Source organism: Luteimonas qiangzhengi (assembly GCF_039548515.1).
Classification (GTDB): Bacteria; Pseudomonadota; Gammaproteobacteria; order Xanthomonadales; family Xanthomonadaceae; genus Luteimonas.
The window spans coordinates 19,472-31,072 of the sequence record NZ_JBCLVE010000006.1; the positions used below are offsets into that span (position 1 = coordinate 19,472).

The following is an 11,601-nucleotide window of genomic DNA, read 5'->3' on the forward strand; positions in this document are numbered from 1 at the left end:
TCCCATCCGGCGTGGGCTAGGTCACGCTATTTCGCGCAAATGGCCCTCCCCGTAGGAGCGCGCCATGCGCGCGAAGCCGCGTGAATATGATCATTGCCACGAGGCGTCGGCCCCGGCGCACCGGCCGACGCCACACCGCACGCCAATCGTCACGCGGTTTCGCGCGCATGGCGCGCTCCTACCAGGACAGACAGCGGCGTGGGGCGGTCAATCCCGAAGCTTGAATCCGGGGTTTTCGTTGAGGCTGCCATCCGCCTCGATCACCACCCATTTCTCGCCGTTGCGGTCAAACGCCACCGGCACCGGGTCCATGAACATCGGCCGGCGCACGAACTTCAGCGTCCAGCCGAACTGCTCCAGCGTCTGCAGCGCCTTGGCCTGCGCTGCGGTCAGTCCCTCGCGCAGTGCGTGGGGGTCAAGGTCGCCGGACCGGCGGCGTTCACGTCCGTACATCAGGGCCCTTCCGTATTGCCGACCGCGATCCTATGCACCCGAACGTGATCACCACATGTAGGAGCGCGCCACGCGCGCGAAACCGCGTGACCCATGGCGGCCGGAATGGTATCGGCCACCGCGCCGGAACCGACGCCCCGCAGCGCAATCATATTCACGCGGCTTCGCGCGCCGCGTGCACCCCTACCCGTAGAATCCCGCCGATGATCGATCTCCACCACCACCTCCTGCCCGGCATCGACGACGGTGCCGTCGACCTGGCCATGTCGCTGGAAATGGCCCGCATGGCGGTGGCCGATGGCATCCATACCGTCGCCTGCACCCCGCACATTTACCCCGGCCTGTACGAAAACACCGGCGATGGCATCCGCACCGCCATCGCCGCGCTGCAGGTGGAGCTCGACGCCGCCGGCATCGCTCTCACCCTGGTCGAGGGCGCCGACGTGCACCTGGCGCCGGGTCTGATCCAGGGCATTGCCGATCGCAGCGTGCCCACCCTGGCCGGCTCGCGCTACCTGCTGCTGGAACCCCCGCACCACGTTGCACCGCCCAATTTCGGCCAGGCAGTCTTCAACTTCATGGCCGCCGGCTACGTGCCGGTCATCACCCACCCCGAGCGCCTGCACTGGGTGGAACAGCACTACGCCACCTTTGTTGAACTGTCCCGCCGCGGCGCCTGGATGCAGATCACCGCCGGCGCGCTCACCGGCCGTCACGGCCGCCGCGCCCAGCACTGGGGCGAGCGCTTCGTCGCCGAGGGCCACTGCATGATCCTGGCCACCGACGCCCACCACCCACGCCGCCGCCCGCCGCTGCTGGCGGAAGCCCGCGACTTCGCGGAAAAACTGGTCGGCGCCGAGGAAGCCAACCATATGGTGCGCACCCGCCCCCAGGGCGTCCTCGACAACCGCGCCCCCGGCGACCTTCCGCCGCCGCTGGCCGAAACCCGCCCGCCGCCGGTCCGCAAGCGCGGCCTGTTCCAACGCCTGTTTGGCTGACCCGTGTGAACGCGGTGCATTCGTCCCGCACAATCGACCGGGTACACTACGCGACGCCCAAACCTGCCCAGCGGCGATACGGATACCGGTACGCAGATTGCGGTCCCGCCACGTCGCCGACCTGACATCAAGTGAGTGTCCCGATGCGATCCTGGTTGATCCTTTTTTCCGCGCTGGTGCTTGCATTGGTGCTGTCCGCCTGCGGTAGTGCTCCGAAACGCGCCTACACCGGCGATCTGCCCGCGCCGGACACCACCACCGCCTCAGGCGCCTATGAAGGCGCCACCGATTACCGCGTCGGTGCCCAGGATCTGTTGCAAATCAGCGTCTTCGGCGTGCAGGAGCTGTCCCACCAGGCCCGGGTGAACTCCAACGGCATGATCAACGTGCCCCTGATCGGCAGCGTCATGGCCGGCGGCAAGACCGTGCCGGAGCTGGAGAAGGAGCTGGCCGAACAGTACGCCGACGGCTACCTGCAGAACCCCCAGGTCACCATCTTCATCGAGGAATACACCAGCCAGCGGGTCACCATGGAGGGCGCTTTCGAGAAGCCCGGCATTTACCCGCTCACCGGTCGGACCTCGCTGCTGCAGGCCGTCGCCATGGCCGGCGGCACCGACGAATTTGCCGACCTGGACGGCGTGCTGGTGTTCCGCACCATCGACGGCGAGCGCATGGCCGCAGCCTACGACCTCACCATGGTCCGCCGCGGCGAGCTCGCCGACCCGCAGATCTACGGCGACGACATCGTCGTGATCGAGCGCTCCGGCAGCAAGTCCGCCTTCCGCGAATTCCTGAGGTCCGTGCCCGCACTGGGTCTGTTCCTGGCTCTCTAACTCCTCGCCCTCTGATTCCCCGCTCCCAGGCCAAACACCCCACGCATGCAAGACGACAACCTGCCGGCAACCCCGGACGACGACAACAGGGACGACCGTCTCCCCGCCCGCGCCCAGCAGGGAAATCTGCCGGCCCGTGGCGGTTCGCAGGCCATCTCGCTCGACCTGTTCGAGGAAAAGCGCGGCGACGACGACGAAATCGACCTGCTCGCCTACTGGCGCATCCTGCTCAAGCGCCGCTGGCTGGTGCTGGGCGTGCTCGGCGGCGTGGTCGCGCTGTCGCTGCTGGCCACCCTGATGATGCCGCCGGTGTACCGCTCCACCGCCACCCTGCAGATCGATCGTGAGTCCGTGCAGGCCATGCAGGTGGAAGGTTTCAACAACGCCGAAGGCGCCGCGCCCGACTTCCTCACCACCCAGTACGAACTGCTCAAGAGCCGCGCGCTGGCCGAACGCGTGGCCAACGAGCTGCAGATCGACGCCAGCACCGCCGAGCGCCTGCGCTCCAACACCTGGTGGCAGCGCGCCACCGCCGCCCTGCGCGACGGTAACGATGACGACGCCAACGACGGTGATGGCACACAGGCCAGCGATGAACTCGCCACTCTGAACTCCGCCACCGGCATCGTCCGCAGCGGCCTGTCGGTGGAACCCGTGCGCAACTCGCGCCTGGTCCGCGTCCACTACGACAGCACCCTGCCGGCGTTCTCCGCGCGGGTGGTCAACGCCGTCGCCGATGGCTTCATCTCCTCGGCCATCGAGCGCAAGTTCGATGCCTCTTCCTACGCCACCCGCTACCTGGAAGAACAGCTCGCCCTGATGAAGGGTCGGCTGGAGGAATCCGAGCGCAGCCTGGTTGAATTCGCCACCCGCGAAAACATCGTCTCGTCCGGCGAGTCCGGCCAGAGCCTGGAAGGGCAGAACCTGAGCGCCCTCAACGCCTCCCTGGCCGCGGCCCAGAACGAGCGCATCCGCGCCCAGGCCGCCTGGAGCCAGGTCAGCGGCGGCGGCAGCCTGCCCGCCGGCGCCATTGCCAACTCCATCCTCAACACGCTCAGCCAGCAGCGCGCCCAGCTCAACGCCCAGTACCAGCAGCAGCTGCAGACCTACAAGCCCGAATACCCCGCCATGGTCGCGCTCAAGGGCCAGATCGACGAGGTCGAGCGCCAGATCGAACAGGAGCGCGGCTCCGTGCGCGCTTCCATCCGCGCCGAATACGATGCCGCCCAGTCGCGCGAGGACATGCTCATCGCCCAGCTGTCCAACCTGCGCACCAGCGCGCTGGACGTGGACACCCGTTCGATTGACTACAACATCCTGCGCCGCGAGGTGGACACCAACCGCCAGCTCTACGACGGCCTGCTGCAGCGCTACAAGGAAATCGGCGTCGCCGGCGGCGTCAGCAGCAACAACATCTCCATCGTTGATCGCGGCATGGTGCCCAGCGGCCGCTTCAAGCCGAATCTGCCGCTTAATCTCGCCATCGGCCTGATGCTCGGCCTCATGCTGGGCGTGCTGATCGCCTTCGTGCTGGAATTCCTCGACGACACCATCAAGTCGCCCGAAGACCTGGAACAGCACCTGCGCCTGCCCGTGCTCGGCGTCATCCCGCACCTGCGCAAGCAGAGCGTGGAAGATGCGCTTGCCGATCAGCGCTCGGCTTTTTCAGAAAGCTACCGCTCGGTACGCACCGCGCTGCAGTTCTCCACCGATGGCGGCGTGCCGCGCACCCTGCTGATCACCAGCGCCGGCCCGTCGGAAGGCAAGTCCACCACCGCCATCACCCTGGCCCGCAACTTCGCCCAGCTGGGCAAGCGCGTATTGCTGGTGGAAGCCGACCTCCGCAATCCCTCGCTGCATCGGGTACTGGGCATGCGCGCCGAAGCCGGGCTGTCCAGCCTGCTGGCCGGCGCCGCCAGCATCCAGAAGGTGGTCAACACCACCGACGACGAGCGCCTGGACGTGGTGCTGGCCGGCCCGCTGCCGCCCAACCCGGCCGAGCTGCTCTCCGGCAGCCGCATGCTGTCCATGCTCTCGGTGGCCGCGCAGAAGTACGACCAGGTGATCATCGACGGCCCGCCGGTATTGGGGATTGCAGACGCGCCGATCCTGTCCAATCTGGTGGGCGGCACGCTGATGGTCGTGCAGGCCGGCGACACCCGCATCAAGACCGCCCAGGCCGCCATCAAGCGCCTCGCCGCCGCCCGCGCGCGCATGCTCGGCGGCCTGCTGACCCATTACGACGCCAAGGTGGCTGGCTACGGCTACGACTACGACTCCTATTACGCCTACGGCACCACGCCGAAGCTGGAATCAAAATAAAAACGGCGGCACCGGCCGAAGCCCCGGTATCCGTAGGAGCGCGCCATGCGCGCGAAACCGCGTGACTCCTGGCCACGCGACGTGGCGTCGGCCATTACGTCGGAACCGACGCCCCGCGGCGCAACAATATTCACGCGGCTTCGCGCGCATGGCGCGCTCCTACAATGGGGGGGCGCTTTTTGGCCGGGACTACGTGATACCAACCAGGGAGAGGGGACATCATGGCGGGCGGTGAAGCACTTGATCTGGCCCTTGGCCTGCTGCGCGCGCCCTCGCGCCGTACGCAGCTGGCTGCCAGGCCACTGCCCACCGGCATGACCACCCTGCTGGAAGTCGCCGGCGGCTCCCACTCCGCTGCCAACGCAGCGGCACAGTCCACCGGCGCCACCCCGGCCGAACTGCTCGAAGCCTCCCGCTTCTTCGTCCAGCAGGTGCTGTTTACCGAAGGTGCCGACGCCTACCGCGTGCTCGGCGCCATGCCGGATGCCCCGCAAGCCACCCTGGTGACCCACCACCGCCTGCTGCAGCGCTGGCTGCACCCCGACCGCAGCAACGGCGAAGCCTGGGACAGCGCCTACAGCGCCCAGGTCAACGAAGCCTGGTCCCGGCTGCGCACCCCCCGCGTCCGCCAGGCCTACGACGACGCCCTCGTCGCCCTCGGCCTGACCGAGTCGGAATCCCCCACATCGCACCATTCGCCACCCGTAGGTCGGGGCTACGCCCCCGACCCGAGCGATCCCAACCCCAACCGTTTCCGCACCTTCTTCGGCCCCGCCGCAGTCGTCGCCGTTGGCGCAGTCTGCATCGGCCTGCTGTGGATGGTGCAGCAGCGCGACCAGCGCACCCAGGCCGAACTATCGGCCCCCGCGCCAGATGCCAGCGCGCAGGGCAGGGCAGCGGCAACCCAGTCGCCCAGTGCACAAGCCGTTCCCCCGGCGCAGCCGACTTTCAAAGCTCTGTCTGCAGTCGTTCTTCCAGCCGCTGACGCTTCCGATCCCGCACCCGCGCCTGCCGAACCGGTTGCCAGCGAACCGACTCCGGCCGAACAAGCCACCACCGAGCTCGTCACCGCGGAAACCGGTGTCACCATGGAGCGTGCAGACGGAGATCCTGTCGCGGCACTCCAGGCCGATCCGCTTCCCGGGCCTTCCCTGGCCCCAGTCGACATCATCCCGCTCTCCGGCCCAAGCCCCGCCGCAGTTCAACAGGCCGCCCCCGAGCAACCACCCGCCACCGCACACACATCCACCGCCCAACCCCCAACACCAACCCCCGACCCCCTGCAGCTCCTCCGCCAGGCGGAAGACACCGTCGCCCAGACCGCGCTCTATCTGGCCTCCGACGGCAGCCTCATTCCGCCCATCTGGAACGACTTCTCCACCGAGGCCGCCGCCGCCGAGGCCCGCGCCGACCTCGCCCTGCGCCTTGATGGCAACATGTCAGGCCGCATCAACCTGGACAGTCCGCAGTGGCGCATGGGTGACGAACACGCCGTACTCCAAGCCGGTTACCGCACCGGCGCCGCGCACGCGCCCGAACAGGGCGAGCTGCGGATCGAAATGACCCGCCGCGAGCAGCGCTGGCTGGTCACCCGCGTCCATTTGGAACCAGCCAGGTGACCCCAGCGCGCTGGTTGATGTGTGCGCTGCTGATCGCGGTCCTGGCCTGGGCGGGGTGGGGCATCGTGGATGCATATCGCCAGCCGGACCCGGATGCCCGCCTGGCGCAGGCCCGCCAGCTGCTACAGCAGGGCAACGAGGAAGAAGCCGTCGCTATCGCCCGCAGCGTGCTGGCCAATGATCCCAGCCACGGCCGCGCCTTCGCCGTCATCGCCGCGGCAGCCGGCGCCGATGAGTCACCCACCGACGCCAGTGCGCAGACCCTGGCCCTGTACGAAATCGCCGCCCGCCGCGCCCCGCGCGATATCCACGTGCGCGGCTGGCTGGGCGCCCACCACCTGCAGGCCGGCGACTTCAACACCGCCATGCCGCACCTGGACGCGCTGCTCACCGTCTCGGCGCAGAGTCGCGAACAGGCCCTGCCGCTCATCGCCCAGCTGGCCGCCGACCGCCGCTTTGCCGAAGTGCTGGCCGCCCACCTGGCCGAGCGTCCGCGCTGGCGCACCACCCTGCTGCGCGCCGCCACCCGGCTTGAAGACCCCACAGCCTCCGACCACCTGCACGCCACCCTGGTTGCCCAGGACGCACTGCCGCGCGCCGATGCCAGCCGCTGGCTGGATGCCATGCTGCGCGAAGGCCGCTGGGGTGCCGCCTACGCGCACTGGATCAGCGGCCTGCCGCAGCGTCCGGACAGCCTGCCGCTGCTTCATAACGGTGACTTCGCCCAGCCCATCAGCTCCTACGGCTTCGACTGGCGGCTGCGACGCACCAATGGCGTGGTGTCCGGCCGGGTGGACGCCCCCGGTGGCGGTCGCGCCCTGCGCCTGAGCTTCCTCGGCCGCAACGTCGGCCGCACCGGCCTGGAGCAGCCCCTGTTGCTCGCCCCCGGTCGCTACAGCCTGCAGCTGCGCGCCCGCACCAGCCAGTTGCGTTCACAGCGCGGGCTGGAATGGCAGCTCACCTGTTCCGACAACCGCACCCGCATCGCTGTCGGGGCCACCATCCGCAGCCAGACCCAGTGGACCCCGCTGCAGCTGGAGTTCGAAGTGCCTGCGGAAAACTGCGAAGGCCAGTGGCTGCGGCTGGTCAATCCCGCCCCGCGTGGTGCGGCCCAGGCACTGCGCGGCGAAGTGCAGCTGACCGACATGGCCATCACCCGGCTGCCCGAATAAACTCCCATCGGTCATGGCACGGAACGTGCTTTTACATTCCGTGACCCAGTGCCCATAATGCCGCCTCTCTTCACGCCCGCTTTACTTTTGGAAGGATCCAACATGCGCCAGCTTTTCACCGCCCTTGTTGTTGCCTGTGCTGCCGTTATCGGCGTCGCCGCGCCCACCGCATTTGCCCAGGAGACCCCTTCGGCCCCCGCGGCCGCCGTGGCCCCAGCCGAGCCGGTCGTGCTGCGGGTGGAGTCGGGCAGCGTCATGGTCAGCCAGCAGGGCGCGGAGTTTGTCACTGTTGAATCCGATGTCAGCCTGCAGCCGGAAGATCGCGTGCTGGTCACGGAAAATGCCGTTGCCACCCTTGATTACGGCCAGGGCTGCTCCGTTGGCCTGACCACCGGCACCGCCGTGGTCGCCGCTTCCTGCCCGGCTGCAGGCGTCAGCGCCGGTGCCGGCATGGCCGCCGCCAACACCAACACCGTATGGATCGTTGCCGGCGTGGCCGGTGTCGCCGCCGTGGCAGTGGCCGCCAGTGGCGGCAGCTCCGACGACACCCCACCGCCGGTCAGCCGCTGAACCGCTGATGTCCGGCCGCCCATACAGGTGGCCTGGGATTCACAAGACCGTCACATCATGTTGATTATTCAGGGAATCCGGGTGGATCAGCGATTGCATCGCGCCCCCGGTTCCCCTAGTCTGTGACCCAACGCACTCCGCCCGAATAGTGCGCCACCCCCCAAAGCTTCCAAGGAAGACATCATGATCCGGACCAGCCTGATCGCCGCTGCGCTATTCGCGTTTGCCGCCTCTGCGCCCGCCCACGCTGAAGACCCCGCGCCCACCCTGCAGGTGAACAGCGGCACCGTCATGACCAGCCAGGGTGGTGAATTCGCCACTGCCGCCAACGGCGCCAGCGTTGCCCCCGGCACCCGCATCATGCTGGCTGAAAACAGCAGCGCCACCGTGACCTATGCCAACGGCTGCAGCGCCGTCATCAGTGCCGCCGGCGTGCATGCCGTACCGGCCGTGTGCCAGGCAGGCAGCGGTCAGGCCGCTGTTGGCGCAACCGCAGCCACCGGCACCCAGTGGGCTTCCGCTGGCTGGCTGTTCCTCGGCACCGCGGTCGTCGCCGCAGGCCTGTCGGAAGTTGGTGGTGACGGTGATCCCGTGCCGCCGCCGCCGCCGGTCAGCCGCTGACCGTAGGTCGGGGCTACGCCCCCGACGCCCCGCGGCCCATGCATCCCTCGCGTCGGCCGCGTAGGGCAGCGTCGGCCGCGTAGGGCCGACCTACGAAAACGGGCCGTACGGCCCGTTTTTTTCGTGCCCACGCTGCAACCCGTGCCCCATACCGTCAATGCGTACGCCCCGCAGAGCCCCTGAGATCAACAGCCGCATCAACTTCGCGGCCGCAGCCGCGTTGCTGCTGATCGCGCTGTTCTCTGGCGGCAGTTCGCAGGAATCGGGCATTGGCGTCGTCGTGCTGCAGCTGGCGTCCCTCGCCGGTATCGCCTGGCTTGCCGCGCAGCACCTGCGGGGCCAGATCGCCCCATGGCCGTGGCCGTGGCCGTGGACCGCGTTGGCCGCAGCGCTGCTGGCCATCCCGCTGCTGCAGCTGATTCCGCTGCCGACGGCATTCGCCTCCATGGGCGAGGGCAGGGCACTGCTGCAGGCCGATCTCGCCGCCGCCGGGGCCGCTGGCGCCAGCCGGGCCAGCCTGGATCCCACCGCCACCCGCCTTGCCCTGCACGCCCTGCTGCCCGCACTCGCCGTGTTCGGTCTGGTGCTGGCGCTGCCCGCCCACATGCATCGCCGCCTGGCCTGGTGCATTGCCGGCCTGGCCATGGCCAGCCTGCTGCTCGGCATCCTGCAGCTCGGCTCCCCGCAGGAGAGCCCGCTCAACCCGTACCCGCAGTGGCGTCCGGCGATGAACGGCTTCTTCGCCAACCCCAATCACCAGGCCACCCTGCTGGTGGTCGCCGCGGTGCTGGCCGCAGGCTGGCTGTTTCACCGGTCGCCGTCCGCGCAACAAGCCACTCCAAGTGGCGGGCGAGGCGTCGTAGGCATGGTCGCCGCGGCCGCAGTGGTGATGCTGGCCATCGGCGCGCTGCCGCTCACCGGCTCGCGTGCGGGCGTAATCATTTTCATCCTGGCCCTGGCAGCCGTGGTGGCCAGCCAGGGCTGGCGCCTGCGCGGCAGGCGCCCACGGCAGCTGCTGGTGGCCGGCAGCGCCGCCGTTGCGGGCCTGGGCGTGCTGGCCGCCATGCGCTGGATGCGGGTGGATGCCGCACAGGAGCTGCGCCAGCCCCTGCGCCAGGCCACGCTGGAGATCGCCGGTGCGCATGCGCCGCTCGGCAGCGGTGCCGGCACCTTCGTGCCCGTCTTCGAGCAGGCCACCTCTGGGGAGCTGCTCATGGCCAACTACGTCAACCACGCCCACAACGAGTACGCGCAGTGGCTGCTTGAAGCCGGCGTGCTGGCCCTGCCGGCCATGGCGCTGGCGGCCGTTGCGCTGCTCCTGGCCGCCCGGGCCCTGTTGCGCCTGCCGCCTCCGGCACGCATGCCGGGCCTGTGCGCACTGATGGCCCTGCTGGCCATCGCCGCACACTCGGTAGTGGATTACCCGCTGCGCACGCCCGCCTTACTCGCCATTGCCGCCGCGCTGGCAGGCTTGCTGGCGGCCACGGCCCGCCAATCCGGTGCCGCCACCGGCAACGCGACGCCCGTCACACAAATTCGCCATAATTCACGGTCAACTGCTGCCGCGGCCTCCGCCGCGCCAGCGGCGCAAAAGGGATTCAATTGAACATGGAAACCAAGCCCTCCCCGGGCACCACACGCATTGCAGTCGTGGGCCTCGGCTACGTCGGCCTGCCCCTGGCCGTCGAATTCGGCAAGCAATACGACACCGTCGGCTTCGACATCAACGCCGCGCGCATCAACGAGCTGCGCCAGGGCCGCGACGGCACCCTGGAAGTGGAGCCCGAACTGCTGGCCGAAGCCACGCGCCTCACCTACGCCAGCGACGCCGACGGCATTGCCGACTGCAACGTCTACATCGTCACCGTGCCCACCCCGATCGACAGCGCCCGCCGCCCGGACCTCACACCCCTGCGCAAGGCCAGCGAAACCCTGGGCAAGGTCCTCAAGGCCGGCGACACCGTGATCTACGAAAGCACCGTCTACCCCGGCTGCACCGAGGAAGTGTGCGTGCCGATCCTGGAGCAGACCTCGGGCCTGCGCTTCAACGCTTCCCCTGTAGGAGCGGGCCATGCCCGCGAAGCCGACACATTTTCCGTAGGCTACTCCCCAGAACGCATCAACCCAGGCGACAAATCCCACCGCCTTACCAACATCCTCAAGGTCACCTCCGGCTCCACCCCGGAGACCGCCGACTTCGTGGATGCGCTGTACGCCAGCATCATCACCGCCGGCACCCACAAAGCCAGCAGCATCAAGGTGGCCGAGGCCGCCAAGGTGATCGAGAACACCCAGCGCGACCTCAACATCGCCCTGGTCAACGACCTGGCCATGCTGTTCAACAAGCTGGGCATCGACACCCTGGAAGTGCTGGAAGCCGCTGGCACCAAGTGGAACTTCCTGCCGTTCCGCCCCGGCCTGGTGGGCGGGCACTGCATCAGCGTGGATCCCTACTACCTCACCCACAAGGCGCAGGAAGTGGGCCACCACCCCGACGTGATCCTGGCCGGCCGCCGCACCAACGACGGCATGGGCGAATACGTGGCCAACCAGGTGATCCGGCTGATGGTGCGCAACGGCATCAACCCCGTGCGCGCGCGGGTGCTGGTGCTGGGCTTGGCGTTCAAGGAGAACTGCCCGGACCTGCGCAACACGCGGGTGGTGGACATCATTGATGCGCTGAAGGGCTACAACGCGCGGGTGGATGTGTGCGACCCGTGGGTGGATGCCGATGAAGCCAAGCACGAGTACGGCCTGAACCTGACCACGCCCGGCCAGGGCGAGTACGACGCCGTGGTGGTGGCGGTGGGGCATGAGGAATTCAAGAAGCTGGGCGCGGCGGGGATTCGTGCGCATGGGAAGCCGGGGGCGGTGCTTTATGACGTGAAGTATGTGCTGCCGCGCGAATCGGTGGATGGAAGGCTCTGAGATCAATGCGCGCTCTTGTTACCGGCGATGCCGGGTGCCTCGGTTCCAAAGGGGTCCTACTCCTGCTTGAGCGCGGGAACCA

The 11,601-nt window shown here is 68.5% G+C and carries 10 protein-coding genes; 9 read left to right on the plus strand and 1 reads right to left on the minus strand.

Features of this window, described 5'->3' with window-relative positions:
- Positions 1 to 207: 207 nt before the first annotated feature.
- Positions 208 to 453, minus strand: a complete 246-nt coding sequence (locus WCE59_RS05380; RefSeq protein ID WP_343257706.1) for a hypothetical protein — start codon at positions 451 to 453, stop codon at positions 208 to 210.
- Positions 454 to 656: 203 nt separating this feature from the next.
- On the opposite strand from WCE59_RS05380, the gene WCE59_RS05385 reads away from it, so the two are divergent.
- The 9 genes from WCE59_RS05385 to tviB all read left to right on the plus strand — a co-directional run bounded on the left by WCE59_RS05385 (position 657) and on the right by tviB (position 11,519).
- Positions 657 to 1,451: a tyrosine-protein phosphatase gene (locus WCE59_RS05385; RefSeq protein ID WP_343257707.1), complete on the plus strand. Its 795-nt coding sequence runs from the start codon at positions 657 to 659 to the stop codon at positions 1,449 to 1,451.
- A gap of 143 nt (positions 1,452 to 1,594) precedes the next feature.
- Positions 1,595 to 2,287: a polysaccharide biosynthesis/export family protein gene (locus WCE59_RS05390; RefSeq protein ID WP_343257708.1), complete on the plus strand. Its 693-nt coding sequence runs from the start codon at positions 1,595 to 1,597 to the stop codon at positions 2,285 to 2,287.
- Between the two features lie 45 nt (positions 2,288 to 2,332).
- A complete protein-coding gene (locus tag WCE59_RS05395) occupies positions 2,333 to 4,609 on the plus strand; it encodes a GumC family protein (protein ID WP_343257709.1) in 2,277 nt (758 codons plus the stop codon).
- 221 nt (positions 4,610 to 4,830) lie between these two features.
- Positions 4,831 to 6,228 (plus strand): DnaJ domain-containing protein, encoded by a 1,398-nt coding sequence (locus WCE59_RS05400; RefSeq protein ID WP_343257710.1) that lies wholly within the window; start codon positions 4,831 to 4,833, stop codon positions 6,226 to 6,228.
- A complete protein-coding gene (locus WCE59_RS05405) occupies positions 6,225 to 7,400 on the plus strand; it encodes a tetratricopeptide repeat protein (protein WP_343257711.1) in 1,176 nt (391 codons plus the stop codon). Before WCE59_RS05400 ends, WCE59_RS05405 begins: the two co-directional genes overlap by 4 nt.
- Positions 7,401 to 7,502: 102 nt before the next feature.
- Positions 7,503 to 7,970 (plus strand): hypothetical protein, encoded by a 468-nt coding sequence (locus WCE59_RS05410; protein ID WP_343257712.1) that lies wholly within the window; start codon positions 7,503 to 7,505, stop codon positions 7,968 to 7,970.
- Positions 7,971 to 8,153: 183 nt separating this feature from the next.
- Complete coding sequence (locus tag WCE59_RS05415) at positions 8,154 to 8,591, plus strand: hypothetical protein (RefSeq protein WP_343257713.1); 438 nt, start codon at positions 8,154 to 8,156, stop codon at positions 8,589 to 8,591.
- Positions 8,592 to 8,748: 157 nt separating this feature from the next.
- Positions 8,749 to 10,197, plus strand: coding sequence for an O-antigen ligase family protein (locus WCE59_RS05420; RefSeq protein ID WP_343257714.1), 1,449 nt, complete (start codon positions 8,749 to 8,751; stop codon positions 10,195 to 10,197).
- A gap of 2 nt (positions 10,198 to 10,199) precedes the next feature.
- A complete protein-coding gene (tviB, locus tag WCE59_RS05425; RefSeq protein ID WP_343257715.1) occupies positions 10,200 to 11,519 on the plus strand; it encodes a Vi polysaccharide biosynthesis UDP-N-acetylglucosamine C-6 dehydrogenase TviB in 1,320 nt (439 codons plus the stop codon).
- Positions 11,520 to 11,601 lie beyond the last annotated feature (82 nt).

Bases quoted from the DNA above. Each gene is read 5' to 3' on its own strand.
- WCE59_RS05410 (WP_343257712.1), top strand. From the start codon at position 7,503: ATGCGCCAGCTTTTCACCGCCCTTGTTGTTGCCTGTGCTGCCGTTATC.
- WCE59_RS05420 (WP_343257714.1), top strand. From the start codon at position 8,749: ATGCGTACGCCCCGCAGAGCCCCTGAGATCAACAGCCGCATCAACTTC.
- tviB (WP_343257715.1), top strand. From the start codon at position 10,200: ATGGAAACCAAGCCCTCCCCGGGCACCACACGCATTGCAGTCGTGGGC.
- WCE59_RS05390 (WP_343257708.1), top strand. From the start codon at position 1,595: ATGCGATCCTGGTTGATCCTTTTTTCCGCGCTGGTGCTTGCATTGGTG.
- WCE59_RS05400 (WP_343257710.1), top strand. From the start codon at position 4,831: ATGGCGGGCGGTGAAGCACTTGATCTGGCCCTTGGCCTGCTGCGCGCG.
- WCE59_RS05415 (WP_343257713.1), top strand. From the start codon at position 8,154: ATGATCCGGACCAGCCTGATCGCCGCTGCGCTATTCGCGTTTGCCGCC.
- WCE59_RS05385 (WP_343257707.1), top strand. From the start codon at position 657: ATGATCGATCTCCACCACCACCTCCTGCCCGGCATCGACGACGGTGCC.
- WCE59_RS05395 (WP_343257709.1), top strand. From the start codon at position 2,333: ATGCAAGACGACAACCTGCCGGCAACCCCGGACGACGACAACAGGGAC.
- WCE59_RS05380 (WP_343257706.1), bottom strand. From the start codon at position 453: ATGTACGGACGTGAACGCCGCCGGTCCGGCGACCTTGACCCCCACGCA.